The 25,924-nt window shown below is 39.6% G+C and carries 24 protein-coding genes and 1 pseudogene; 9 read left to right on the top strand and 16 right to left on the bottom strand.

The genetic code is table 11. The annotated features are described in order from the left end of the window. Positions 1-64: 64 nt before the first annotated feature. From P20495_RS02355 to cutA, 15 genes are all read right to left on the bottom strand, one after another. Positions 65-703, bottom strand: coding sequence for a tetratricopeptide repeat protein (locus tag P20495_RS02355; RefSeq protein WP_008138841.1), 639 nt, complete (start codon positions 701-703; stop codon positions 65-67). Positions 704-816: 113 nt separating this feature from the next. Then, the gene (locus P20495_RS02360) at positions 817-2,130 is read right to left on the bottom strand and encodes an adenylosuccinate synthase (protein ID WP_007375943.1); all 1,314 of its coding nucleotides are present in this window, start codon (positions 2,128-2,130) and stop codon (positions 817-819) included. Positions 2,131-2,344: 214 nt separating this feature from the next. Beyond that, positions 2,345-3,223: a protease modulator HflC gene (gene hflC / locus P20495_RS02365; RefSeq protein ID WP_007375942.1), complete on the bottom strand. Its 879-nt coding sequence runs from the start codon at positions 3,221-3,223 to the stop codon at positions 2,345-2,347. Positions 3,224-3,228: 5 nt separating this feature from the next. After that, positions 3,229-4,398 carry an FtsH protease activity modulator HflK gene (gene hflK / locus P20495_RS02370; RefSeq protein ID WP_007375941.1) on the bottom strand — a complete coding sequence of 390 codons (1,170 nt, stop codon included), beginning with the start codon at positions 4,396-4,398 and terminating at the stop codon, positions 3,229-3,231. A 100-nt stretch (positions 4,399-4,498) separates the two neighbouring features. Continuing rightward, positions 4,499-5,788, bottom strand: a complete 1,290-nt coding sequence (hflX, locus tag P20495_RS02375) for a ribosome rescue GTPase HflX (RefSeq protein WP_008138837.1) — start codon at positions 5,786-5,788, stop codon at positions 4,499-4,501. Positions 5,789-5,803: 15 nt separating this feature from the next. Beyond that, complete coding sequence (gene hfq, locus P20495_RS02380) at positions 5,804-6,067, bottom strand: RNA chaperone Hfq (RefSeq protein WP_007375939.1); 264 nt, start codon at positions 6,065-6,067, stop codon at positions 5,804-5,806. A gap of 81 nt (positions 6,068-6,148) precedes the next feature. After that, positions 6,149-7,066: a tRNA (adenosine(37)-N6)-dimethylallyltransferase MiaA gene (gene miaA, locus P20495_RS02385; RefSeq protein ID WP_007375938.1), complete on the bottom strand. Its 918-nt coding sequence runs from the start codon at positions 7,064-7,066 to the stop codon at positions 6,149-6,151. Positions 7,067-7,076: 10 nt separating this feature from the next. Continuing rightward, entirely contained in the window at positions 7,077-8,924 is a 1,848-nt protein-coding gene (gene mutL / locus P20495_RS02390) for a DNA mismatch repair endonuclease MutL (protein ID WP_008138835.1), read from the bottom strand. 36 nt (positions 8,925-8,960) lie between these two features. Beyond that, a complete protein-coding gene (locus P20495_RS02395; protein ID WP_008138833.1) occupies positions 8,961-10,304 on the bottom strand; it encodes an N-acetylmuramoyl-L-alanine amidase in 1,344 nt (447 codons plus the stop codon). Between the two features lie 24 nt (positions 10,305-10,328). Next, positions 10,329-10,799, bottom strand: coding sequence for a tRNA (adenosine(37)-N6)-threonylcarbamoyltransferase complex ATPase subunit type 1 TsaE (tsaE, locus tag P20495_RS02400; protein ID WP_007375935.1), 471 nt, complete (start codon positions 10,797-10,799; stop codon positions 10,329-10,331). A gap of 126 nt (positions 10,800-10,925) precedes the next feature. After that, positions 10,926-12,266, bottom strand: a complete 1,341-nt coding sequence (accC, locus tag P20495_RS02405; RefSeq protein ID WP_007375934.1) for an acetyl-CoA carboxylase biotin carboxylase subunit — start codon at positions 12,264-12,266, stop codon at positions 10,926-10,928. A 26-nt stretch (positions 12,267-12,292) separates the two neighbouring features. Further along, positions 12,293-12,751, bottom strand: a complete 459-nt coding sequence (gene accB / locus P20495_RS02410; RefSeq protein ID WP_008138830.1) for an acetyl-CoA carboxylase biotin carboxyl carrier protein — start codon at positions 12,749-12,751, stop codon at positions 12,293-12,295. 38 nt (positions 12,752-12,789) lie between these two features. Continuing rightward, entirely contained in the window at positions 12,790-13,242 is a 453-nt protein-coding gene (gene aroQ, locus P20495_RS02415) for a type II 3-dehydroquinate dehydratase (RefSeq protein ID WP_007375932.1), read from the bottom strand. Positions 13,243-13,470: 228 nt separating this feature from the next. After that, positions 13,471-15,300, bottom strand: a complete 1,830-nt coding sequence (locus P20495_RS02420) for a protein-disulfide reductase DsbD (protein WP_008138828.1) — start codon at positions 15,298-15,300, stop codon at positions 13,471-13,473. After that, positions 15,300-15,620 (bottom strand): divalent-cation tolerance protein CutA, encoded by a 321-nt coding sequence (cutA, locus tag P20495_RS02425; protein ID WP_008138826.1) that lies wholly within the window; start codon positions 15,618-15,620, stop codon positions 15,300-15,302. Before cutA ends, P20495_RS02420 begins: the two co-directional genes overlap by 1 nt. A 178-nt stretch (positions 15,621-15,798) precedes the next feature. On the opposite strand from cutA, the gene P20495_RS02430 reads away from it, so the two are divergent. The 9 genes and pseudogenes from P20495_RS02430 (at position 15,799) to P20495_RS02460 (ending at position 23,937) form a co-directional block, all read left to right on the top strand. Then, entirely contained in the window at positions 15,799-16,275 is a 477-nt protein-coding gene (locus tag P20495_RS02430; protein ID WP_008138824.1) for an FxsA family protein, read from the top strand. Positions 16,276-16,385: 110 nt separating this feature from the next. After that, positions 16,386-16,673: a co-chaperone GroES gene (locus tag P20495_RS02435; protein ID WP_007580032.1), complete on the top strand. Its 288-nt coding sequence runs from the start codon at positions 16,386-16,388 to the stop codon at positions 16,671-16,673. Between the two features lie 48 nt (positions 16,674-16,721). Then, the gene (gene groL / locus P20495_RS02440) at positions 16,722-18,371 is read left to right on the top strand and encodes a chaperonin GroEL (RefSeq protein WP_008138822.1); all 1,650 of its coding nucleotides are present in this window, start codon (positions 16,722-16,724) and stop codon (positions 18,369-18,371) included. A gap of 719 nt (positions 18,372-19,090) precedes the next feature. Beyond that, the gene (locus tag P20495_RS02445; protein ID WP_008138821.1) at positions 19,091-20,041 is read left to right on the top strand and encodes a retron St85 family RNA-directed DNA polymerase; all 951 of its coding nucleotides are present in this window, start codon (positions 19,091-19,093) and stop codon (positions 20,039-20,041) included. Beyond that, a complete protein-coding gene (locus P20495_RS02450; protein WP_008138820.1) occupies positions 20,034-21,680 on the top strand; it encodes an AAA family ATPase in 1,647 nt (548 codons plus the stop codon). Before P20495_RS02445 ends, P20495_RS02450 begins: the two co-directional genes overlap by 8 nt. Further along, a complete protein-coding gene (locus P20495_RS02455) occupies positions 21,677-22,417 on the top strand; it encodes a retron system putative HNH endonuclease (protein WP_008138819.1) in 741 nt (246 codons plus the stop codon). The genes P20495_RS02450 and P20495_RS02455 overlap by 4 nt, the downstream gene beginning before the upstream one ends. 266 nt (positions 22,418-22,683) lie before the next feature. Beyond that, on the top strand, positions 22,684-22,965 hold the full coding sequence (locus tag P20495_RS21015) for a hypothetical protein (RefSeq protein ID WP_033016357.1): 282 nt from the start codon (positions 22,684-22,686) through the stop codon (positions 22,963-22,965). A gap of 93 nt (positions 22,966-23,058) precedes the next feature. Next, positions 23,059-23,493 (top strand): annotated as a pseudogene (locus P20495_RS21010) (VOC family protein). Positions 23,494-23,499: 6 nt separating this feature from the next. Then, on the top strand, positions 23,500-23,937 hold the full coding sequence (locus P20495_RS02460) for a hypothetical protein (RefSeq protein WP_008138814.1): 438 nt from the start codon (positions 23,500-23,502) through the stop codon (positions 23,935-23,937). Between the two features lie 13 nt (positions 23,938-23,950). On the opposite strand, the gene P20495_RS02465 is transcribed toward P20495_RS02460, so the two are convergent. After that, complete coding sequence (locus P20495_RS02465) at positions 23,951-25,426, bottom strand: bifunctional ADP-dependent NAD(P)H-hydrate dehydratase/NAD(P)H-hydrate epimerase (protein WP_008138813.1); 1,476 nt, start codon at positions 25,424-25,426, stop codon at positions 23,951-23,953. Positions 25,427-25,924: the final 498 nt, after the last annotated feature.

Raw genomic sequence — 25,924 nt, 5'->3', positions numbered from 1 at the left:
TTTACAGTCTGTAAAAACTAAAAAACCCTAACTTAAAAAGTTAGGGTTTTGTTTTTTAAAGCCATTAAATAGGAAGACGAGCTCGAGCAACCACACTTGCTGGCATTTTTTCAGCTAATTGAGTAAGTGATTGTTCAATTTTTTGATGGGTTGCCTTATCTGCCACCATAGAGTTAAACAACCATCGATACGCATCTTCAAAGTCTCGTGGACTACCAAAGCCATCATTAAATAATTTAACCAAGCGCAATTGAGCTTTTAAATTGCCTTGCGATGAAGCTTCACGTAAATACGTAATTGCCATCGTTTTATCTTGTTGCACTAATCGGCCAGTGTCGTAGTAACGTCCTAGTTGCTCTAATGCTGCCGCTAAGCCCTGCTGAGCAGCTTTACGCATATAATACACACCTAACTCTACATTTCGATCAACGCATACGTTATAAGCCAGCATATCGCCATATAAAAACTGATAAGACGGTAACGCCATTTTATTGGCTCGTGCTTCTATATCTTGCACTAACTGGCAATCATCAGCCTTTACGCGCTGTAAATGGACATTTTTATTTATCAATGCAATCAACTCAGGCTCAGTGTACAACGGCACAGCAGCAGATGTTTCCTCAGCTAAGCTATTGCCACTTATGAGTAAAGAGAGTGATGTTAGCGATATTGCCAACATTGAATTACAAAATAATAAACGCATATTCGCCACATATAAAAATAATATCTACAAAATACTATACAAAGATCGTTCCAAAGTGAATTTTAGGCACAAAAAAAAGCTGCACTAGGCAGCTTTTTTTAATCTAATAGTAATTACGCAAACGGGTTGCGAAGTACCATAGTCTCTACACGATCTGGGCCTGTAGAAATAATATCAATTGGAACACCCGTAATTTCTTCAATACGCTTGATGTAGTCAATTGCAGCTTTTGGTAAACCGTCAAGACTTGTTACACCAACTGTGTTCTCTGACCAACCTGGCATCTCTTCGTATACTGGTGTTACTTTATCGTAACCTTCAGCTGCTAATGGCGTTACGTTAGTAACTGTACCATCTTCGAGCTTGTAACCAATACAGATTTTAAGTGTTTCTAAACCATCTAAAACGTCAAGCTTAGTTAAACAAAAACCTGAAATACTGTTGATTTGAACTGCACGGCGCATAGCCACTGCATCTAACCAACCAGTACGACGAAGTCGACCTGTTGTTGCGCCAAACTCATGGCCTTTATCGCCTAAATGCTTACCAACTGGATCTTGTTTATCAAGACCATCGTAAAGCTCTGTAGGGAAAGGACCTGAACCAACACGTGTCGTGTACGCTTTAATAATACCTAGAACGTAATCAAGGTTTAATGGACCAAAACCTGCACCCGTCGCAACGCCACCAGCGGTAGTATTTGAAGACGTTACATAAGGGTAAGTACCGTGATCGATATCAAGTAACGTACCTTGTGCACCTTCAAATAAAATGTTTTCGCCTGCTAAACGCGTTTGATCTAAAAGCTCAGTTACATCTACAACCATTGCTTTTAAGATATCAGCAACAGCCATTGCATCATCAAACGTTTTTTGGAAATCTACAGCATCTACTTTGTAGTAGTTAACTAAAGTGAAGTTATGGTATTCAAGAACTTCTTTTAATTTAGTTGCAAATAATTCCGGATTAAACAAGTCACCTACACGTAAACCACGGCGCGCCACTTTATCTTCATACGCTGGACCGATACCACGACCGGTAGTTCCAATTGGCTTATCGCCACGAGCAGTTTCGCGGGCTACATCTAATGCAACATGGAAAGGCAAGATTAGTGGACATGCTTCGCTTATTAAAAGACGCTCGCGTACTGGTACGCCGCGCTCTTCAAGCATGCCAATTTCTCTCATTAGCGCTTCTGGTGATAAAACTACACCATTACCAATCACACATTTAACATTGTCACGTAATACACCCGATGGAATAAGGTGTAGAACCGTCTTTTCACCTTCGATAACTAAAGTATGACCCGCATTGTGGCCTCCTTGATAACGAACTACTAAAGATGCTTTGTCCGTAAGGAGGTCAACTACCTTACCCTTACCTTCGTCACCCCATTGGGTGCCTAATACAACAACGTTTTTACCCATTGTAAATTCACTTAGAGAAAATTAGGACGAGATTTTACCAGAAAACTAAAGTAAAGATCACCCCTGTTCAGCTTATTTTTTCCGCGTAGTTTTTTTTAAACCTAAACGATAGCTAATAACCACATAAATAACAGTAATTTAAACTATTAAATACCCATTAACAAAAAGCCCCGCAAATGCGAGGCTTTTAACTTTTAAATACTTAATGTAAAGCTTATTGAGCTTTAGCACCTTTCATATATTGGAAGAAGTCGCTATCTGGTGAAAGCACCATAACGTCTTGCTTATTTTTAAAAGTCTTTTTATATGCTTCTAGCGAGCGTACAAAACTAAAGAACTCAGGGTCTTTATTATATGCATTTGCATAAATCCCAGCAGCGTCTGCATCACCTTGACCACGTACAGAACGAGAGTTACGCTCTGCATCAGCAAGCATAACCGTTACACGGCGATCGACACCGGCACGAATAGTTTCAGCTTTTTCTTGACCTTCAGAACGATGCTCTTTTGCAACGGCAGTACGCTCAGCGCGCATACGTTGATAAATAGAGCTACTGACTTCTTGAGGTAGGTTAATTTGCTTAACGCGTACGTCGAGCACTTCAATACCTAACTCGCGTGCACTTTCAGAAGCTTGTACTAACGCCTCTTCCATTAACTCGCTACGCTCACCTGATACAATTTCGCGAATAGTTCGCGTACCAAAGTTAGTACGCAAGCCATTATTTACTTTTTGTTCAAGTAACGTTTCAGCATATTGCTTATCGCCACGAGCACGTAAGTAAAAAGTGCTAAAATCGTTTACACGCCATTTTACAAATGAATCAACAATTAAGTCTTTCTTTTCACTTGTAACAAAGCGGTCTGGCGTACCATCTAATGTTTGAATACGCGCATCAATACGTCGTACTTGGCTAAAAAATGGTACTTTAAAGTGTAAACCAGGGCTGTAAACAACAGCACTGTCTTCACTGTCTTTTTGTACTTTGCTAAATAGCAAAACAATTGCTTTTTGCCCTTCAGGTACAACAAAAACTGACGAGAAAGACATCACAATGGCAGCTAATAGTATTACTAAACTAAAGTTTTTCATTATGCTTATCTCCCTTCATTAAAGCGATCATTGTTAAAGCGGTCATTACCACCATTAACAGTGCTATTGCGTGATGTATTCACTTTATTACGTAAATCTTGAATATCACTTGAGCTTGGTAGAGCAACACGTGTTGCTGTGCCTTGCTTATCCATGATCTTATCAAGCGGTAAATAAATCATGTTATTACCACCTTTAACATCAACCAATACTTTAGAACTACTCCCTAACACTTCTTCCATTGCATCAATGTATAAGCGCTCACGAGTAACTTCTTTAGCTGCTTGATATTCAGGTAATAACTTTTCAAACCGAGCCACTTCACCCTGTGCTTCTAAAGTTATACGCTCTTGGTAACCTTCAGCTTCCTGCGTCATACGTGTTACTTGACCACGTGCACGAGGCTCAATTTCACGGGCGTAGGCCTCTGCTTCACGAATGAAACGTTCTTCATCTTCTTGTGCAGCAATTGCATCATCAAATGCATCTTTAACTTCAGTTGGCGGACGAGAATCTTTAAAGTTAACGTCAGTTACAATTAAACCCAAGTTATATGGTTCGATAATCTTATTAAGCTCATCCCATGTATTTTGACGAACAACCTCACGGCCATTAGTCAAAACTTGGTCCATTTTGGCATGGCCCACAACATAGCGCAGTGCACTATCTAAAGCTTCTTCTAAACTGCTATCAGCATTAGTTACACTAAATTTGTAAAGGTATGGGTCAATAACTCGGTATTGCACCTGAAACTCAACGCTTACTACATTTTCGTCTTCAGTTAACATAAAGCCAGTAGCTGATAGTGAACGAACTGCTTCAATATCGACTGGGATCACTGTTTCAATAAACGTCATTTTCCAACGCAGACCTGGATCTGCAATTCGGTCATATTTGCCAAATTGAAGAACCACACCACGCTCGGCTTCTTTTACCGTGTAAATACCACTTAACGCCCATACAATAACGGCGATAATAAGTATAAATGAAATACCGGCTCCGCCAAGTCCACCACCGCTACCATTGCCGGATTTTTTCCCGCCAAATAAGCCGCCGAACTTGTTACTAAATTTACGGAACACCTCGTCTAAATCAGGTGGGCCTTGATCACGTCCGCCTTTATTATTCCACGGATCTTTGTCATTGCCATTATTACCCGGTTCATTCCAGGCCATAGCTATACTCCATTGTTATCTAAATAAATTAGGAAATTGTGTTAAATCTAACAAATCTACCGCGTTTCTCATACAAAAACCGACATTTAAACGTCAATTTTTAATTACGGCTGATAAAACCAGCAATTTCAGGACCAAATTCTTTAATTAAACGATTCCACTCAACCATAGGCATTCTAACATCTAACAGCCAATTACCTTGATCATCAAATCGCTCTTCATGCACTGCATTTAAACTAAATAATGCAGCCCTTAGGCGACCATACAATGGCGTAAGAAATAAGGTTTCGTTAAACATTTTCTTAGCAAGTAACTCGCTAATGGCCTCACTAAGTAATTCACAGCCTTCACCAGTCTGGGCGCTAAGCCACACCCTTATAGGTTGTCCTTCGTCATCGCGATCAATACGGGGAGCTACGTTATCTAGCGCATCAATTTTATTATAAATTAATAGTTGTGGTACTTCATCGGCTTCAATTTCTTTAAGCACAGATTGTACTTGTTCAATATTTTCTTGAAGACGAGAGTCTGCTGCGTCAATTACATGTAGCTGTAAATCAGCTTCACGTGTTTCAGTAAGCGTTGCTTTAAAAGCCGCGACTAAGTCATGCGGTAAATGACGAATAAAACCAACCGTATCCGCTAAAATAACGGGGCCAACATCACCTAATTCAAGCTTACGTAAAGTTGGATCAAGCGTTGCAAACAACTGATCGGCCGCATATACGTCTGAGTGTGTAATACGATTAAATAACGTAGATTTACCCGCATTCGTGTAACCCACTAACGATACAGTAGGTATTTCATTACGCGTACGAGCTCGCCTACCTTGTTCGCGCTGTACAGCTACTTTAGCCAAACGCGCACGAATATTTTGAATACGAGCACGAAGTAATCGTCTGTCGGTTTCAAGTTGGGTTTCACCTGGCCCACGCAAACCAATCCCGCCTTTTTGACGTTCAAGATGGGTCCAGCCTCGAATTAATCGAGTTGACATATGGCGAAGTTGTGCCAATTCAACCTGCAGCTTACCTTCATGGGTACGTGCACGTTGGGCAAAAATATCAAGAATTAGCGTCGTTCTATCAAGTACACGACACTCACAAACGCGCTCTAAGTTACGCTCTTGTGACGGTCTAAGTTGATGATTAAAAATAACGACATCTGCATTGTGGATTTTGACAATTTCAGCTATTTCTTCTGCTTTACCGGTACCGACGAATAGTTTCGGATGTGGTGCTTGACGGCTGCCTTGCACAACCGCCAAACTACTAACACCAGCAGAGGATACCAACATTTCTAATTCATGAAGATCTTCACGATCTCCTTCTTTAGGTAAGTCGATATGAACTAAAATTGCCTGTTCGCCGGATTCATAGCGGTCAAACAAGCATTACGCTCCTAATTAAAAGTTTCCAGCTTCTGGCTCTTCAGTGCTCTCATCCCCTTGAACACCTTGGAAGTTGACTGCGCGAGCAGGTACAACTGTTGAAATTGCGTGTTTATACACCATTTGGTTTACAGTGTTTTCAAGTAAAATAACAAATTGGTCAAATGACTGAATTTTACCTTGTAATTTTATGCCATTTACCAAAAAGATTGATACTGGAATGCGCTCACGACGTAGTGCATTCAAAAATGGGTCTTGTAACGATTGGCCTTTTGCCATGTTATTATTCCTTCGTTCTAGGTGTTATTATAATTAAGTGGCTGAACTTATTTAACAAAGCTAAATTTTGTTCAACTACTACTAGCTTAGCGAACTTACTACACGATGCAAGTTTTCTTCATCACCTGTTGTTAACCAAGTAACATCAGGCCAGCTTCTCAACCAAGTTAATTGACGTTTGGCCAATTGACGTGTAGCAGCGATGCCGCGAAAAACCATTTCATCATGGTCTATCTCACCCGCAAGGTAATCCCACATTTGTCTATAACCTACACAACGAATAGAAGGCATATTGGGGTGTAAATCCTTACGTAGATATAGGGTCGAAACTTCATTTTCAAACCCCTGATCAATCATTATTTTAAACCTTTCTTCAATTCGCGCATGTAATTCACTGCGTTCTTGCGGTGCAATCGCAAATTGATGAAAAGTATAAGGTAAAGGTGGCTGTTTTTGCTTTTGCAACTCAGTCATGGTTTTACCAGTTAATCGGTAAACTTCTAAAGCGCGATTAATTCTTTGTGAATCATTTTCACTCATTTTTTCAGCTGCTTTAGGGTCAACTTTAGCTAATTCTTTATATAAATGAGGCCAGCCAAATTCTTTAGCTTGTGCTTCTAATTCTGCTCTTATTACTGCATCTGCTTCAGGCAAAGGCGATAAACCATCAATTAAAGATTTGAAGTACAACATTGTACCCCCAACCAATACAGGCACTTTACCTTGTCTATGGAATTCGTCAATTTTTTGCACTGCATCGCGCCTAAAATCTGCAACTGAATACGTTTCACTCGGGTCAAGTAGATCAATTAAATGATGTGGAGCTTTAACAAGTTCTTCTGCATCGGGTTTTGCAGTTCCAATGTTCATATCTTTATACACTAACGCTGAATCAACGCTGATTATTTCTGTATTTAAATGCTCGCACAGTGAGATAGCCAATGCTGTTTTACCAGCAGCAGTTGGACCCATTAAAAATATAACTGGTAAATTACTCAACACTGATACCTTAATCTAATTGCGTTAAATAGTGATTTAACTCTATTTTAACTGCTTTTTCGCGTAAGCGTTCAATAGTTTGCGGATTATTTTGTAAGCGTATTTGTTGCGCTAAAAATACATTGCTCAAATAAAATCGAGTTGGTACACATTTCATCTGCCACGCTAACCAGTTCTCTATATTTTCGAGTCCCGCTTTACATGCATCAAGCAGCTCACCTATTGCTGTACTTACATCAAGTAAATATAAACACGCTGGTAATTTTTTAACCATTACAAACTGTTTTTCTATTACGAGTTCAAAACCAAGTAATGTAAACCACGATTGCTGAGCCTTTGTAAGCAAGCAATCTTCTTTGTCTAGGCTTACCCGCACAGGTAACAAAAGGGCTTTCCCTTCTAAACTTCCGAACTCTTTAATTTGATTATGCCAATCATCAACTAATGCATATTTAAAATGTGAGCAATACAATTGCTGCTCTTCACTAAAGACACACACTCCTTCACTAACACTTATAATAGAAACAGCTTTTAAGACATTATCAACAGATACTGACTGGTGTTGTGCTGCAGATATATTGGCTGTATTGTCAAAATGCGCAGCGTGTTGCTCACTCACTCCTTGATAAAACGCATTTACGTCATGATGGCTCGTACTTGGTGCTGCACGGTATGCACCGCCAACACTTCTAGTACCTGAGGACGAACTTGAGCTACCAGCACTTCCAGAGTAAGAGGGCTGTAATTGCGATTTAGGGTAATCAAATACTCCATCGCTCTCTATATTATTACCGCTACTATGTGTTGGGCTTGTGAACACAGAAGAAAATTCAGTTTCAGTGCTTACTGACTCGCTAGTAAACTCCCCTTGTAATGGCACGACTACTTGCTTAATAGCTTGCAATATAAAATCATGAATTAATCGCCCTTGATGAAAACGCACTTCATGCTTAGCAGGGTGAACATTTACATCGACCTGTCGTGGGTCAATATCAATATAAATAACAAACCCAGGTAGCTCTTGCGTCCCACTCACCTCTTCAAACGCTTGGCGTATCGCATGTAAAATAAGCTTATCGCGCATCATGCGATTATTCACATAAGTGTACTGAGTAGTATTCGCTGAGCCTACAGGCAGCACCCAACCATGCAACTGTAAACCGCCTTCTCCTGATTGAATATGCAAACCTTGCTCGGCAAAGGCCTTGCCTGCAACTTGTGCTACGCGTGTTATAGCCTGAGAGGGATCAGTTTTGGCACGATACTGCCTTACTACTTTTTCGTTGTGAGTTAGTGTAATAGAGACATCAAAGCGACTAAGCGCAATACGCTTTATCAACTCATCAATATGGCTGAATTCAGTTTTTTCGGTGCGTAAAAATTTACGACGTGCTGGAGTATTAAAAAATAAATCTTTTACTTCAATGGTTGTGCCATCGGGGTGCGCTACTGGCTTTACTTGCACGGCCATGTCGCGGCCTTCTGCAAAAGCTTGCCAAGCTGCTTCTTGCTCTTTTGGTTTTGAGCTCAGCGTTAAACGCGACACAGAACTAATTGACGCAAGTGCTTCCCCTCTAAAACCAAGTGAGCAAATGTTTTCAAGGTCATCAAGTGATTTTAATTTACTTGTTGCGTGGCGAGAAAGCGCGAGCGTTAGCTCATCTTTACTTATCCCAGTGCCATTATCACGAATACGAATAAGTTTGTGGCCGCCGCGCTCTATATCTATTTGAATACGGTTAGCACCAGCATCTAAACTATTTTCGACTAGCTCTTTTACTACCGACGCTGGACGCTCGACCACTTCGCCTGCAGCTATTTGGTTGGCTAAACGCGCGGGTAATATTTCAATATTCATGGAACTTCCTAGCAAACATTGCGCTGATAATAATGACTAACTTTGCGGTATATCAAGCTCTTGCCCAATAAATAAAGTATTAGAGCTTAGTTTATTAACTTGCTTTAATTTACTGACCGTAATGCCATAACGACTTGCCAACATACTCAAAGACTCTCCAGGGCGTACTTTATGTTTTGTTGGGTATTGCGACTTTAATTTGGCAAATAAAGAATCATCAGGTGGATTTTTTAAATAATAATTTTTAATTGAAGTAAATATCGCTTTAGCTAAACGCTCTTGATGATTAGCGCTTTTAAGTAATTTTTCTTCTCGCGGGTTAGATATAAACCCCGTTTCTACCAAAATAGATGGAATGTCTGGTGACTTAAGTACAGCAAGGCTCGCGTGTTGCGGATCTTTTTTATGCAGTTTGGCAACTTTACGCAACTCTTTAACCACCTCGTCGGCTACACTTAAGCCAGTTTTCATCGAGTGGTCCATCGACATATCAAGCAATGCTTGTGCTAGATATTTTTCATTAGCGGCATCTTTCATCACATCAGCAGCACCACCTAAAAGCTCAGAGTGCTTTTCTTTATCTTCTATCCATTTACCTATTTCTGAATTAGCACGCCTTAATGATAACACCCAAACAGAGGCACCGTTTGGTCCTGGGCTTGTAAATGCATCTGCATGAATAGAAACAAAAAAATCGGCCTTTTTTTCACGAGCTCGATTAGTACGCGTATTGAGTTTTACAAAATAATCACCGCTTCGTACCATACGTGAAATCATACCGCGCTCACCGTCGATCATACGCTCTAATCGCTTTGCTATTTGCAATGTGACTGTTTTTTCGTACGTGCCTGATGGACCTATGGAGCCAGGATCTTCGCCGCCATGGCCTGCATCAATTGCAATAACAATGTCGCGTTCTTGACTTAATTGGCGATTTTTAGCCGCTGTTTGTGCAGGTGATACAACAGTTTTTGCTTGGCTCTTATTATATAAATCAACAACGAGTCTATTTTTATAAGGACCAGTAGGTGCTAAAGCAAACACAACAGGTTTTACTGGTGCGTTTAATTCAAACACTAACCGTACACTGTGCTTATTTTTAGGCTTTGAGTAGCGTAGCTTGCTCACTATTTGATGTTTTGGTGGTACACCTGGCAGTATTTTTAACTCGCTAGTATTTTCTAAATCGACCACTAAGCGGCTAGGGCTTTTTAGCATAAAATAACTAAAGTCGGGCTTGTCATTTAAATCAAACACCACACGCGTACTGTCTGGTGATGGCCATACACGTACGCTATTAATCGTATTTTTCGCCCACAGCGGCAGGCTTATGGTAATAACCATAAGGTAAATAAAGAGTTTAACTGCACCTCGACTCATTTGATAATTACTGCCTTCACTATTTTATTGTTTTTTATTTAGTTTTTCGACAATTGCTACACCGCGATCACTCGCACTATTAATAACAATTTTACGTTCGTTACCCACATAGCTTAGGGTAATATCTAAATCAGGCACAGGAATAAATTCGCCACCTTTTTCAGGCCATTCAACAACACAAATTGCATTTGCTGAAAAATAATCGCGTATTCCCATGTATTCGAGTTCTTCAGGGTCGCCTAAACGGTATAAATCAAAATGATAAACATTTGCTTGTTCAAGCTCATAAGGTTCTACTAACGTATATGTGGGGCTTTTAACCTTACCAGTATGGCCAAAGCCTTGCACTACGCCACGGGTAAACGTGGTTTTACCAGCACCTAAATCGCCATGTAAATAAATCACCGCACCTTGCTCTATAATAGCTGCAACTTGGTTTCCCATAGTAACGGTTGCCACTTCATCATTTAGGTGTGATTCAAAACTACGCGTCATTACTACCTCAAAAATTTACTTAAAAGCGCATGTTTGCCAATCATACCAGAATATTTATTTAAGGCGATAAATTGCAGTTTCAGGCATAAAAAAACCGGCCTAAGCCGGTTTTTTAAAACGCTAGAATTATAACCCTAATTTTTTCTCAAGATAGTGGATGTTCGTACCACCATTTTGGAAGTTCTCATCTGCAAGAATTCTCTTATGCAGAGGAGTATTAGTTTTAATTCCGTCAATTACTAGCTCGTTAAGTGCATTGCGCGCGCGGGCAATAGCTACGTCACGGTTTTCACCGTAAGTAATTAGCTTACCAATCATTGAATCGTAATGCGGTGGAACCGTATAGTCAGCGTAAATATGGCTGTCCCAACGAATACCTAAACCACCCGCTGGATGGAAACGGGTAATTTTACCCGGTGACGGGATAAACGTTTCAGGATCCTCAGCATTAATACGACACTCAATAGCATGACCACGAATAACAACGTCGTCTTGAGTGAATGATAATGGCTGGCCCGCTGCAATTTTTAACTGCTCTTTCACTAAATCGATACCAGTAACCATTTCAGTAACAGGGTGTTCAACCTGAATACGTGTATTCATTTCGATGAAGTAAAATTCGCCGTTTTCGTATAAAAACTCAAACGTACCTGCACCGCGGTATCCAATTTCGATACATGCACGTGTACAGCGCTCGCCAATGAATTTACGCGTTTCAGCAGTAATTCCTGGTGCTGGCGCTTCTTCAACTACTTTTTGGTGACGACGTTGCATAGAACAATCACGTTCACCTAAATGTACTGCATTACCTTGGCCGTCAGCTAATACTTGAACTTCGATATGGCGTGGGTTTTCAAGGAATTTTTCCATGTAAACCATGCTATTACCAAAGAATTGCTTAGCTTCTTGCTGTGTTAATGCAATTGAATCAATAAGTTCAGCTTCGCTGCGAACAACACGCATACCACGACCACCACCGCCACCAGCAGCTTTGATGATTACCGGGTAACCGATACGCTTAGCGATTTGCATGTTGCGTTCTTTATCATCTGATACTGGGCCGTCAGAGCCAGGAACACATGGAACGCCTGCTTTACGCATTGCTGCGATAGCAGACACTTTATCACCCATAAGACGAATAGTGTCGCCACGAGGGCCAATAAATACAAAACCACTTTGCTCAACTTGGTCGGCAAAATCAGCATTTTCTGCAAGGAAACCGTAACCAGGATGAATCGCTACAGCGTCAGTTATTTCAGCCGCAGCAATAATGCGCGGAATATCTAAATAACTTTCAGTTGCTGAAGGTCTACCAATACAGATGGTTTCATCTGCAAGCAATACATGCTTAAGATCGCGATCTGCCGTTGAATGCACAGCAACCGTTTTGATCCCAAGCTCTTTGCAGGCGCGCAATATACGAAGTGCAATTTCACCTCGGTTTGCAATGACTACTTTATCTAACATTAGAGTTGGCCTTTTAGGTTACGCTATTATTCAATGATGAATAGAGGTTGATCAAATTCTATTGGCTCGCCATTTTCAGCTAAGATAGCTCTTACTGTACCGGCTTTATCTGATTCAATTTGGTTCATCATTTTCATAGCTTCGATAATACAAAGTGTATCGCCAACTTTAACTTGCTGACCTACTTCTACATATGCTGGCGCTTCAGGGGACGCAGCTGAGTAAAAAGAACCAACCATTGGTGATTTAACTTGATGACCCATAGGCTCAGCTGGTGCTGCTGCTTCAACAGCTACAGGAGCCGCTGTAACTGGTGCTGCTGGCGCTGGTGCATATTGCTGTGGAGCAAATTGCGGGTAACCTGGGCCTGCGCTCATATTGTTACGGTTAATACGTACTGATTCTTCACCTTCAGTGATTTCTAGCTCAGCAATACCTGATTCTTCTACTAATTCGATAAGCTTCTTTATCTTGCGAATATCCATTACACGACCCGCCTGTTAGTTTGTGTGTTAATTTAAAATTAAATTGCGTTTTGCAACCGGTTAACTGCTGCATTTAATGCTGCGTGATAACCCATTGCACCTAATCCACATATCACGCCTTGTGCCACATCAGAAAAATACGAATGATGACGAAAGGCTTCACGTGCGTGCACGTTACTTAAGTGCACCTCAAAAAACGGAATATCAACACTTAACAGTGCATCACGTAATGCGACGCTAGTATGCGTAAATGCAGCTGGGTTGATAATTATGTAATCAACCGCTTGCCAAGCATCGTGAATTCGTTCGATGAGTACTTGCTCACTATTACTTTGAAAATGCGTTAACTTAACATCTAGACTATCAGCAGCACTGGTTAGTTCGTTCATAATCTCACTGAGCGTCTGAAAACCGTATTTGTCCGGTTCACGTTTGCCAAGCATGTTTAAATTTGGACCATTTATAACTAAAAGGTTAAATTTTGCAGCCATAATACGCGATATATCCTATAAGTAATGAGTTAAGCGGTTACTAACTAATTTTTCACTTTTAAGTAAGTAAAAAAAGCAATGTAGCAACAATTTCTCACGTTAACCAACTATTATAGTGATTTCGACGTAAATAGCAGCAAAATACTGGTCTTATCAGTGTGATGGGTACAGGTATCAGAAGAATAAAGAAGGTGCCACTTAATCAGTATAGGTGGCACTATTGCACTATTATTGTGCGCTGGCGCGCACTATAGCTAGGTGTTTAGCAAAATCATCAGCGTTTAAAAAGCCAGTCACTCGTTGCATACTAAGCTCTTGCCCTTGAGTATTAAAAAACAAAATACTAGGTAAACCAAACACGGTGTACTCTTCCATTAGCTCAATTGTTTTATTGTCACTGTTAGTTAAATCAACTTGAATTAGCTGGTAATGGCTAAATTCACTTTGCACTTTGGCATTTGGAAACGTGTAATGCTCAAACTCTTTACACGCCACACACCAGTCGGCATATAAGTCGACCATAACCATTCGACCGTCGTCGTTTGCTTGTGCAACCGCTTCTTTTAGCTCAGCTAAATCAGCCACCTTTTTAAACTCATTACTTTGCGAGCTTACCTGCACCGCTTGTACCGGCCAAAAGTAGTTTTTTGTTAACGTAAAGCCTGTAATAACTAATAGCGTTGCAGCAAACCACAATGCAGTTTTTAACATGCTTTGTGTTTGACTACTCTGCCAATGATGTAAGTACAGTGCCGTTGCTAATGCAAGCACACCTGCCATTAATAATATAATGTCGGCGCTGATTAGGCGCTCAAGTAATATAAGCGGCACAACGAGCATCACAAAACCAAACAAGGTTTTAACTTGCTCCATCCAACCACCGGCTTTAGGCAGCAATTTACCGCCAGATGTACCAAGTAATAAAAGTGGTAACCCCATACCTAAACTAAGCACGTATAGTGTTAAACCACCTACTAAGTAATCACCACTTTGCGCAACAAATAAGAGCGCCGCCGACAGTGGCGCAGTAGTACAAGGTGATGCTATTAATCCCGAAAGCACGCCCATTAAAAATACGCCAACGTAGTTGCCGCCTTTTTGATTATTACTTACCTGAGTTAACTTGCTCATCATACTGCTTGGCAATTTAATTTCGTACCAGCCAAACATAGACATAGCCAATAATACAAATAATAAACTAAAGCTGATTAACACAAATGGATGCTGTAAATACCCCTGCACTTGCCCACCAAGCGCTGCAACAACCAAACCTAGTGCTGCGTAAGTAACAGCCATACCTTGTATATATACAAACGATAGTGCAAAGGCTTTTTTAGTTGAAAGGTTTTGCTGACCCGCAATTAAGCTCGACAAAATAGGAAACATAGGGAATACGCATGGCGTAAAAGCAAGGCCAACACCAACAGCAAAAAATATGAGTAAATTAGTTATTAAGCCCTGACTTTCTAACTGCTCGGTAAAAGTAAGTTCTTTTTCGGCATCATCCGAATTTGTTGTAGGTTCAGTGGCAGGCTCATTGAGTGCTGCAAACGTACTTTGCGCAGTTGCTGCTTCATCTGTAGTGTTATTTTGCTCTACATTTTTAACCTGTGCGCCATTAATTACACTAAGTGGAATGCTAATAACTTCTGGCGGATAACAAAGCCCGGCTTTAGCACAGCCTTGGTAACGCACTTTAACTACGGCACCGTCGGTAACATTACTTAGCTTACTAATAACACTTGCGGAATTAAAAAAAACCTCTGTTTTACCAAAAAATTCATCTTCAATAATTTCGCCTGTACCCAAGTCACCCACTTGAATGTTTGCGCCTTTGGCAATAATTTCTATTTTCTTTTTATATAAATAATAGTCTGGCGCTATATCCCAACCTACAAACAAGGTGCTGCCTTGCTGATCAAAGTCAAACATAAACGCTTGGTCTACAGGTAAAAAAGTCTGTTGCGGAGGCCCAAGGAGATCACCAAGCACATTATTAGTTGTAGCCTTTACAGGCGCAGTTAATAGCGTTACCAATAATAAAAAGAAAAAACGCATTAATTCAGTACCTCATCCATCCAATTAAAATATGCTAAGTTTCCAGTTGCAACATCAATAACTTGTATCTCTGGAACTTCATAACTATGCATTGCTTTTATTGTTACAAACACATCGTTCATTTTGTCTGATTTCGTTTTTATAAGTAGTTTAGTTTCAGTCGCTTCAGCCACTTCGCCTTCCCACATATAAATAGATTCCACATTGGGTAAAATATTTACACAAGCAGCAAGCTTTTGCTCAACTAATGCCCTTGCAAGTATACGTGCTTCGTCTTCGTCTTTGCAGATCGTGAAAATCAGTTTAAATTGCGTAGTCATTGTGAACCTTTACTTATTTAACAGTGTCTAGCTTCATAGTATCTGATAGCCGATACAATGTGTAGACGCTTAAATATCAGTAAAATGACTATACCTATGCCCTAACCTTGAAAAGAGACCTCGTCACCCTCATTTATATTTCATCAACTCTTTTGAGTGTCATTATTTAGAGAGCGTTATGTTTAGATTTTTATTTGTGTTGTTTATCATCGTGCCTATTATCGAAATCGCCTTACTAATTCAAGTAAGCGACGTAATTGGTGGGTTTGCAACAATCGCACTTGTTGTTATTACTGCTATTTTAGGTGCCAAAATGGTTAAACAACAAGGTATGAGTGCACTACAAAATGTGCAAACGCAAATGGCACAAGGGCAAATGCCAGCTAAAGAATTATTTACCGGAATATGTGTGGTCATTGCAGGTGTATTACTACTTACTCCTGGCATTATGACTGACGTATTTGGGCTACTATTATTAACCCCTGCCATTCGTAACAAATTGGCAGCAGGCCTTGCTAGCCAAGCAACTGTTAGAATGAGCGCAGGCATGCAACAAGGGCCATCACCGTTTGCTCAACAACCACATTCACCGCGTGAACAGCAGCAAATGGACCAGCCGACCACTATTGATGGTGAATATGAGCGAAAAGATTAAAAATTTATCGTTTTTTCTCTTGGAATTTTTCACTCTACCCCCATTAATGAATGCAAATTAGAAAAGCTTTTTTCTGTACTGTTCAGAAACTGTTAGGAGAACTAAAAAACATGAACATTCGTCCTTTACAAGATCGCGTAATCGTTAAACGTCTAGAAGAAGAAACAAAATCTGCTGGCGGTATTGTATTAACTGGCTCTGCAGCTGAAAAATCAACTCGCGGAGAAGTTGTAGCCGTAGGTAATGGTCGCGTTTTAGAAAACGGTGACGTGAGAGCGTTAGAAGTTAAAGCCGGTGACACTGTGTTATTTGGCTCATATGTTGAAAAAGTTGAAAAGATCGAAGGTCAAGAGTACCTGATCATGCGTGAAGATAATATTTTAGGCATTGTAGGCTAAACCTACTTTTCGTTTATAAACATTTAAGAATTTAGAGGAATTTAAAACATGGCAGCAAAAGAAGTACTTTTTGCAGGTGACGCACGCGCTAAAATGCTAACTGGCGTAAACATCCTGGCAAACGCAGTAAAAGTTACATTAGGTCCTAAAGGCCGTAACGTTGTACTAGATAAATCATTTGGCTCTCCAGTTATCACTAAAGATGGTGTATCTGTAGCAAAAGAAATCGAACTTGAAGACAAGTTTGAGAACATGGGCGCACAAATGGTTAAAGAAGTTGCATCTAAAGCAAATGATGCAGCCGGCGATGGTACAACTACCGCTACAGTACTTGCACAGTCTATTGTTAATGAAGGCCTTAAAGCTGTTGCAGCAGGCATGAATCCAATGGATCTTAAGCGCGGCATCGACAAAGCAGTTATTGCTGCTGTTGCAGAGCTTAAAGCGTTATCTGTTCCTTGTTCTGATACTAAAGCAATTGCACAAGTAGGTACTATTTCAGCTAACTCTGATCAAGAGATTGGTAATATCATTGCACAAGCAATGGAAAAAGTAGGCCGTAACAGTGGTGTTATTACTGTAGAAGAAGGTCAATCACTTGAAAACGAACTAGATGTTGTTGAAGGCATGCAGTTTGACCGTGGTTACTTATCTCCTTACTTCATCAACAGCCCAGAAAAAGGCACTGTTGAACTAGATAACCCATTTATTCTACTTGTAGATAAAAAAATATCTAACATCCGCGAATTATTACCAACATTAGAAGCGGTTGCTAAAGCAAGCAAACCACTACTAATCATCGCAGAAGACCTTGAAGGCGAAGCACTCGCTACATTAGTAGTTAATAACATGCGCGGTATTGTTAAAGTATCAGCTGTTAAAGCACCTGGCTTTGGCGATCGTCGTAAAGCAATGCTACAAGATATTGCTGTATTAACTGGCGGTACTGTTATTTCTGAAGAAATAGGCTTAGAGCTTGAAAAAGCAACAGTTGAAGACCTAGGTACAGCTAAACGCGTAATTATCACTAAAGATGATACAACTATCATTGATGGTGCTGGTGAAGAAGCAGGTATTAGCGGTCGTGTTTCTCAAATTAAAGCACAAATTGAAGAAGCAACATCAGACTACGATAAAGAAAAACTTCAAGAGCGCATGGCTAAACTAGCTGGCGGTGTTGCAGTAATCAAAGTAGGTGCTGCTACTGAAATCGAAATGAAAGAGAAAAAAGACCGCGTTGAAGATGCATTAAATGCAACTCGTGCAGCGGTTGAAGAAGGCGTAGTACCTGGCGGCGGTGTTGCACTTGTACGTGCTGCTAGCAAGCTAGCTGATTTACTTGGCGACAACGAAGATCAAAACCACGGTATTAAAGTTGCACTTCGTGCGATGGAAGCACCACTTCGTCAAATCGTAACAAATGCAGGCGACGAAGCATCAGTTGTAATTAACGCAGTTAAAGGCGGCGACGGTAACTACGGTTACAACGCAGCAACGGGCGAATACAACGACATGATTGAAATGGGTATCCTAGATCCAACTAAAGTAACACGCTCTGCGCTACAGTTTGCAGGGTCTATTGCGGGTCTAATGATCACTACTGAAGCAATGGTAGCTGAAATCCCTAAAGACGAATCTGCTGGTGCACCTGATATGGGCGGCATGGGTGGAATGGGTGGTATGGGCGGCATGATGTGATAAACATCACCGTTTAAGCACCTCGCTTATATAAAAACCAGCTTCGGCTGGTTTTTTGCTTTTAGTGTATTAAAACCCGCAATATGATGCTTGAAGTCAAGATTCCCTCTCTTTACAACCACATATATGTATGCCGGTAGCATAACATTCCTTTCTTAATAGGTGGCCAAATTACTGTGCCATTACAAATTGAATAGTTGTTTTAAACTCCGGCTAAAAAGAGTCCCATTTTTTATAGAGTTTACAATATGGATGTCCTATCTTTTTTCTCTGGTAGCTAGGTATAAAGGAAAGCTCATTTAAATTTAATTATCGACGCACTTACAAAATTGGATTTAATAAATCGTACTGCTGAGTTAAATTTGTCTAAATTTCGTTCACCTAAAGGATAACTTTAACAGGAGTAATGTTGTGAATTTTTCATATGTAGATGTAGTCGATGCGTACATTAGTTTTGGTGTTTCTGCTTGTTGATTCGACTCTCATGGGCTGTTACTATATTTGAACTCTTTAGCGTTTTTGAGCTGCTTTTCAGCTTAGTCGGGCGATACGCCAGACTGTAATTTATTGAACGGTATTATGAATGCGAAAGCCTCGCATTTATTATCTCGTTCCTCAATAAGAAATGCGAGACCTTCGCTTTCTTAAGTAAAGAGTCTATAGCCCAAGAGTATATTTATTCTTGGGCTTTTTTGTTCGATATCTATGGAGTAAGGGGTATGCATATATGCCAAGCATTATGTGCTGAGCTGAAGTTAGATAAGACTCAGGTTATTGATTTTGCGTTAGAATCCCCGAAAATGTATAAGGTTTATGCTATTCCCAAACGAACCTCAGGTAAACGCATCATTGCTCATCCAGCAAAACGGGTTAAGGTTGCTCAGCATGCTTTATTAAGGCAAATGAAAGTCATATTTCCTATCCATCATTGTGCATTTGCTTATCAGGAAGGTCTTAGTATTAAGCTCAATGCACAGGAACATTGTCACAACCAGTATTTATTGAAAATGGATTTTCAAAACTTTTTTAATAGCATAACTGCGCCATTGTTCGTCCGTATGCTAGATAAACTTAGTATCAAAATCTCACCTCAAGACACCTTTTTAATTGAGCATTTAGCTTTTTGGTGTCCAAGCAAGGAAACAGGGGGTAAACGAATTTTAAGTGTTGGTGCACCAAGTTCACCATTTATTTCAAACTGGATCATGTATGGGTTTGATAAAATTGTATTTGAATTATGCCGAAAAGAAAATATTGTTTATACGCGTTATGCAGATGACCTGACATTCTCAACTAATAAGAAAAATGTATTGTACAAAATACCTAAACAAATCAAATCTATTTTGCGCGAAGAATTAGATGGTGGCATTGTCATTAATGATGTCAAGACGATATTTACTTCTAAAAAACATAACCGACATGTCACAGGTATTACATTAACAAACCAAGGTCTACTATCAATTGGCCGAAAGCGTAAACGCCATATATCTTTATTGTTGCATAAATTTTCGCTTGGTTTGTTAGGTACAGAAGATATTCTCTCTTTGCGTGGTTTATTAACTTTCGCTAATCATATTGAATCTGACTTTAAAGCCAGAATGACAAAAAAATATTCGCCACAAGTTATCCAACAATTACTTGCTTACGATAGAGTCCATAACCATGAATAACAACAATCCTGATAACTCGTTTGTTCCTCCTGCTAGACTTACGAAAGACTTGATAGAAAAAGCAGATAACGGAGATTATTTAGCATCTATTGAAATGGCAAACAAGTATGAGAAAGGCATACATGTTAAGCAAGATGCTATAAAGGCGAAGTATTACTTTGATCAAGTTTATGCATCAGTTGAACACTTTAAATTGGTAATGAAGAAATTGAATTTATCTCAATTTCGTCAGTTTGAAAAAATAAGCGTCGAATTTGAACCACAAGTAACCATTTTAGTTGGTGATAACGGTTCAGGTAAGTCGACAATAATCGATGCTATTGCTAAATCTTTAAAATACTTAGCTGCAACTATTATTAAGGAAAATGCCTCGCGTTCTTCATTAGATGATAGAGATATAAATGTCGATGAGTTAGCTGATATTGCTACGGCTATTAATTTATTAGCGGTTGAAGATGGCCAATATTTTGAACACACGTTATCGAAAGGAAAGCGTTCAAAAGGTGAATCTAATCATGCACCGATTACAATACTTGGTGATATTTATCGCAACTTTGATCGTGTAAACAATCAATCCAACTTACCTGTCATTGCCTATTATTCGATTGATCGAGCAAATGAAATAGCAGTTGATATATCTAAAACAGCAGAAAAAAAAGCAGAAAAACTTAGTTGGTCTAAATTTGATGGTTATGCAGATGCGCTTAAAAATTCACAAAATTTCACCAATTTTTTAGCATGGTTTATACTTTGCGACAAAATGGCAAAACAGGCCGAAGTACCTCTGGCACGCATAACACAATTGCATGATGAGCTAAAAACTATAAATGAAGATATTCTTAAGGCCGACGGTAACCTATTAACTTACCTTGAAAAAGACCGTCAAAAAAAACAGAAAGAGCTATCTGAACTAGAACTATCAGTAGTTAATAGTGAAGCCGGTCTTTGTTTGAACATGACTAATCAAGTTATCAGTGCTATCTGCACATTTATTCCCGAAATAAATTCCATCTCGATTGTACATGCTAATGGTGGTATTGATATGAAGATCGAAAAGTCAGGTGCAATGATTAGCGTATTTCAGCTATCACAAGGCGAAAAGTCGCTGCTCGCTTTGGTAGGAGATCTAGCAAAACGTATGATCATGTTAAATCCATCTAGAGATAACCCATTTGATGGTAATGGCATCGTTTTAATTGACGAAATAGATTTACATTTACATCCTCGCTGGCAACAACAAGTGGTAAGTAAGTTGCTTACTACGTTTAAAAATATTCAGTTTATTTTAACTACTCACAGTCCACAGGTCTTATCTACTGTGCATAAACACAATATTCGAGTTCTAGGTAATAATATTTATGGTGATGCCGTTGCAGCGATCCCTATAGCAGACAGTTATGGTCATCCTAATTCTGATGTTATGCATACAATTATGGGGGTGGAACCAACTCCGATAATCGCAGAGTCAGATATTCTTATAAAATATAGGAAACTGATAGAGCAAGGCGATTTAAAATCCGAAGAGGTAGCCAATAAAATAAATAAGTTACAGTTACAGCTAAATGGAGTATTAGGCGAACAACATCCTGATATGGTTAGGTTAGCTATGGCTAAGCGACGCAGGGAGCGATTAGAATGAGGAGAATAAAGAAAGGTGTTGCAAATAGACATCTAGAAAGTCGTCATATGGAGCCTCCACAAACTCATGAACAAGCAACTAAGGCTTGGGATCGTTTTCAAGGAGAGAGAAAACGTGCAACAAAGAATCTATGCTATGAAGAGCAATTTGGATTATGTGGCTATAGTGAAATTAGTTTGGATAATATTTTTCCAATAATTGACGATTCAAATTATGAAATTAGCCGTAACCTTGGTATTCATATAGAGCATGTTGAACCTAAAAATATTAATCCGCAAAGAACATTTGATCATACTAACTTAATTGCATCAGCAATTAAGGACATCAAAGCAAACAATTTAATCAAAAAAGATGTTTTTGGCGGGCATGCCAAGTTGAAATGGTTTAATGAAATATCTTTTATATCACCACTCTTAGAAAATTGTTGTGATTACTTTCATTATGAGACAACAGGAAAAGTTGTGCCTAAAGAAAGCTTACCTACTAGAAGGGAAAAAGCCAAAGCAAGACTTACGATTCATAAATTAAACTTAAACGCCCCAATATTAGTAAATTGGCGTAATGTTTGGTTGAAAGCTTTAGAGGAGATTATTGATGAATCTGATGAAGCCTCTTTGTCTCTAATTGCAGAAACTGAATTACTTCCTATTAATGGGTTATTACGGCCATTTCACTCTGCGCAAAGAGGGTTATTTGGAAAAATTGGAGAGAGAATTTGTCATGACAATGGGCTATGAGTGTTAGTGCGATGATAGCTAACTTTTGAGTAGACCTCATTATATACTGGGTCATAAAGCGGGATACTTGTAAATAATATTTTGTTTTACTTATTTAAAATCAAAAATATAAATAATTTAGGGCAACGCGATGTAATCAATCCCTAAGCACCTCGCTTATATAAAAAACCAGCTTCGGCTGGTTTTTTGCTTTTTAGTATAAAAACCATTGGTATTGTTTAATTTATACCCACATCTAAGTTACGTATAACTAAGATTTATATTAAATGGATTTATTAAGTAATAACGGAATATTCATCTTCTTTGTTTTTATTGCCCTTGTGACTGGGTTATTTTCATTCGTAGTTTGGGCTATGCTCAAAATGGTCACGTGGGGTAAAAGTATGTCTAAGGGGGCTTATTTATTTTTAGCATTCTTTCCGCTTATTTCACTGATGCCTATTCCGCCACCTACCTACGAAAATGTACAAAAAGCAAAACAAGAACAAAGAAAACGCAAAGAAGACTCAGGTGATCCACCCGATGATGAAGACGAACTCGCAAGTTAATTCACACTACATACTGCGAGCATATACCCTACTTGATCGCTTACTAAATATAATAAAAATCACATTTATTTAATAGTACGGAGTAAACCAAACATGGCTAACGTTCAACAGCATATAAGCAGCATTGCATTAGTTATTAAGGACTACGGCGATGCCATTGAGTTTTATACTCAAAAGCTCAACTTTGAGTTAGTAGAGGATACTAACTTAGGTGATGGTAAACGCTGGGTATTAATTTAACCTCCAAATTCAAACGGGGCTAGTTCAAATGGGACTAATTCGAGCAGGACTAATCTACTGCTTGCTAAAGCCACAACGCCCGAACAAATTAGCGCTATTGGTAATCAAACGGGTGGTCGCGTGTTTTTATTTTTGCATACTAATGATTTCTGGCGAGATTATAATTTAATGCTTTCTAAAGGCGTTACATTTAACGAAGAGCCTAGAGTAGAACCCTATGGCACCGTAGTGGTTTTTGAAGACTTATATGGTACAAAGTGGGATTTATTACAGCTTAATAATCAGTGAGATAAAATGCTGTTAAATATAAAAGCAAAATTTTTATTAAGCGCAGGAGTTATTGCATCTGCAGCGGCTGTATGGCATTTACTTTGTATATGGGGTGGCACTAGTTGGTTTATATTTGCTCGCGCTCCAATACAAATAATAGAATCATCACAGCAAGGTACGCTCCTTGCGCCTTTAGGTAGTATTGCAATAGCTGGACTTATGTTTGCCTGTACTGCATTTGCCTTATCAGCAATTGGCCTAGTGCGTAACATAGTACTTACTAGAACCGCTTTAATTGCTATTGCAACCTTGTGTATCATACGAAGCTTAAAAATTATCCCTGCATTAATGCGTGCCGATACGTGGAATATTATAGCGAGCAGTGTTTGGCTTTATGTAGGTGTATGCTTTTTAGTGGGTGCAATAACGTTCCACAATTTAAAGCCGAACACTGATAGTTGAGTGACGCTTAAACTCACGTCACTTTATTAACTAACTCTCTTACAATTGGGAATAAATCACTGGGTAGCATGCCCCTTTGCCCGTCTCGCTCACTTGCGATATCACCGGCTTTAGCATGCAGTGTTACACCATAGCGTGCTGCTTCATCAATAGTTAAACCTTGAGCAAGTAAGGCACCAATAATACCAGTAAGTACATCGCCACTGCCGCCAACGGCTAATGCCGGATTGCCATCTTCACATACCCACGTGTGCTGAGCATTATCTATTAATGTTCCTGCGCCTTTTAATACACAAGTCGCGTTATAGCGCTTGGCGCAAAGGCGGGCATAATTAAAGCGGTCTGATTCTATTTCGCTGGTGCTAACACTTAGCAGTCGCGAAGCTTCGCCTGGGTGTGGAGTAAGTACGCATTGCTCTAACGTGTATGATGAAGCTTTCTTAGCCAGTAAATTAAGGGCGTCTGCATCTATAACTAATGGCATTTTATTGTTTTGGCAATATTGCATTACTTCATCGAATGTTTGTTGTGCCCACTCGTCTTGCCCAAGCCCTGGGCCAATAACAACGCAGCTTGCCCACTCTAGCGCTTGATGTAAGTTATTACTGCTTACCATAAGTTCTGGTCTGCCAATACTAATAGGCGTTATTGAGCTTTCGTGTGTATACACTCTTACCATGCCAGCACCCGTTCTAAGAGCTGCTTCACTACTTAACCTAATTGCACCTGCAGTACCTTGATTGCCACCAACACATAAAAGTTTACCGTGGCTTCCTTTGTGACTATTGATTGCCCGCGTGGCTATTCCTTTATAGCTATTGATATTAACAAGGGTTCCTGAAGATTGAGCGACACAAGTAAACGCATCGCCAATTGCTAAATCATCAAATACTAACTTACCGCTATATTGTTTACCTGCCGTCGTTGCGAGCCCTTGCTTTATACCTACAAAAGTAACGGTTGAAGTCGCTTGTACTGCGCACCCTAAAGGCTGTCCTGTATTTGCTTCAATGCCTGATGGAATATCAATGCTTATTACGGGCTTACCACTGTTATTTACAGCGTTAATTATATTCGCAAAATTATCGCGCACGGCGTTATTAAGCCCAGTCCCAAGGAGCGCATCAATAACGATATCGCACTCATTAAGAGCATCTTTTGTAAAATGAGAAACCACCCCACCCGCTTCTATCCATAACTGCTGCGCCTTTGCAGCATCACCGGTTAATACTTTATTAGGCTCAGCTGCGCATACTGTTACCAGTTGACCTGATTGCTTGATCAGCCTAGCAGTAATATAGGCGTCTCCAGCGTTGTTACCATGGCCAACAATGACTAATGTATGCTGTGCATCAAATAACTGCCATTGCTTATATACAGCCTCTCCTGCGCGCTGCATTAGGGTAAATAAATCACAATGGCTATTTTTAGCTGCAAGCGCTTCGTTATCTCTCACCTGCTCGGCGCTAAATAGAGTTTGGTTCAACATAAATATTCCCCTTAACTGGCTCTAATTTAACTTTATCAAGACTCAAACCTATCGGCTAGATTAGTAATTAATTTTTTGTATTTTATGTAGCTGTGTTAGAAGGTAAATATTTAAATAAAAGCCACTCTGGAACAAAAGTAGGAATACCGCTTTTATATAACACTTTATTTTAGACATTAAAAAGCCCGAAACTAAGCTCGGGCTTTTTGGTAATAATTAGCTAGGCTAATAATTACGCTTTGAACGTTGCTACAAAGCACCTATGCCTAAGGCTAGAGCGCCACTATCATATGACACTTTTCTTCAGGCATTAAAAAAGGCCACCTAAGTGACCTTTTTATAACAATTAACTTTAAAGCTAATTATTACGCTTTGAACGTTGCTACAAAGTACCTACGCCTAAGGTAAGAGCGCCACCTTCATATGACACTTTTCTTCAGGCATTAAAAAAGGCCACCTGAGTGACCTTTTTATAACAATTAACTTTAAAGCTAATTA

The organism is Pseudoalteromonas sp. BSi20495 (assembly GCF_000241185.1).
GTDB lineage: Bacteria > Pseudomonadota > Gammaproteobacteria > Enterobacterales > Alteromonadaceae > Pseudoalteromonas > Pseudoalteromonas fuliginea.
This window is presented reverse-complemented; position numbering and strand designations above follow the sequence as displayed.

What these genes read in the sequence shown, in the direction of transcription:
- hfq (WP_007375939.1), bottom strand. Translation starts at nt 6,067, where the DNA reads ATGGCAAAAGGCCAATCGTTACAAGACCCATTTTTGAATGCACTACGT.
- P20495_RS21015 (WP_033016357.1), top strand. Translation starts at nt 22,684, where the DNA reads ATGGATTTATTAAGTAATAACGGAATATTCATCTTCTTTGTTTTTATT.
- P20495_RS02455 (WP_008138819.1), top strand. Translation starts at nt 21,677, where the DNA reads ATGAGGAGAATAAAGAAAGGTGTTGCAAATAGACATCTAGAAAGTCGT.
- P20495_RS02360 (WP_007375943.1), bottom strand. Translation starts at nt 2,130, where the DNA reads ATGGGTAAAAACGTTGTTGTATTAGGCACCCAATGGGGTGACGAAGGT.
- accC (WP_007375934.1), bottom strand. Translation starts at nt 12,266, where the DNA reads ATGTTAGATAAAGTAGTCATTGCAAACCGAGGTGAAATTGCACTTCGT.
- P20495_RS02460 (WP_008138814.1), top strand. Translation starts at nt 23,500, where the DNA reads ATGCTGTTAAATATAAAAGCAAAATTTTTATTAAGCGCAGGAGTTATT.
- P20495_RS02435 (WP_007580032.1), top strand. Translation starts at nt 16,386, where the DNA reads ATGAACATTCGTCCTTTACAAGATCGCGTAATCGTTAAACGTCTAGAA.
- cutA (WP_008138826.1), bottom strand. Translation starts at nt 15,620, where the DNA reads ATGACTACGCAATTTAAACTGATTTTCACGATCTGCAAAGACGAAGAC.
- P20495_RS02355 (WP_008138841.1), bottom strand. Translation starts at nt 703, where the DNA reads ATGCGTTTATTATTTTGTAATTCAATGTTGGCAATATCGCTAACATCA.
- mutL (WP_008138835.1), bottom strand. Translation starts at nt 8,924, where the DNA reads ATGAATATTGAAATATTACCCGCGCGTTTAGCCAACCAAATAGCTGCA.
- P20495_RS02445 (WP_008138821.1), top strand. Translation starts at nt 19,091, where the DNA reads ATGCATATATGCCAAGCATTATGTGCTGAGCTGAAGTTAGATAAGACT.
- accB (WP_008138830.1), bottom strand. Translation starts at nt 12,751, where the DNA reads ATGGATATTCGCAAGATAAAGAAGCTTATCGAATTAGTAGAAGAATCA.
- hflC (WP_007375942.1), bottom strand. Translation starts at nt 3,223, where the DNA reads ATGAAAAACTTTAGTTTAGTAATACTATTAGCTGCCATTGTGATGTCT.
- P20495_RS02450 (WP_008138820.1), top strand. Translation starts at nt 20,034, where the DNA reads ATGAATAACAACAATCCTGATAACTCGTTTGTTCCTCCTGCTAGACTT.
- groL (WP_008138822.1), top strand. Translation starts at nt 16,722, where the DNA reads ATGGCAGCAAAAGAAGTACTTTTTGCAGGTGACGCACGCGCTAAAATG.
- tsaE (WP_007375935.1), bottom strand. Translation starts at nt 10,799, where the DNA reads ATGACGCGTAGTTTTGAATCACACCTAAATGATGAAGTGGCAACCGTT.
- P20495_RS02395 (WP_008138833.1), bottom strand. Translation starts at nt 10,304, where the DNA reads ATGAGTCGAGGTGCAGTTAAACTCTTTATTTACCTTATGGTTATTACC.
- P20495_RS02420 (WP_008138828.1), bottom strand. Translation starts at nt 15,300, where the DNA reads ATGCGTTTTTTCTTTTTATTATTGGTAACGCTATTAACTGCGCCTGTA.
- aroQ (WP_007375932.1), bottom strand. Translation starts at nt 13,242, where the DNA reads ATGGCTGCAAAATTTAACCTTTTAGTTATAAATGGTCCAAATTTAAAC.
- hflK (WP_007375941.1), bottom strand. Translation starts at nt 4,398, where the DNA reads ATGGCCTGGAATGAACCGGGTAATAATGGCAATGACAAAGATCCGTGG.
- P20495_RS02430 (WP_008138824.1), top strand. Translation starts at nt 15,799, where the DNA reads ATGTTTAGATTTTTATTTGTGTTGTTTATCATCGTGCCTATTATCGAA.
- P20495_RS02465 (WP_008138813.1), bottom strand. Translation starts at nt 25,426, where the DNA reads ATGTTGAACCAAACTCTATTTAGCGCCGAGCAGGTGAGAGATAACGAA.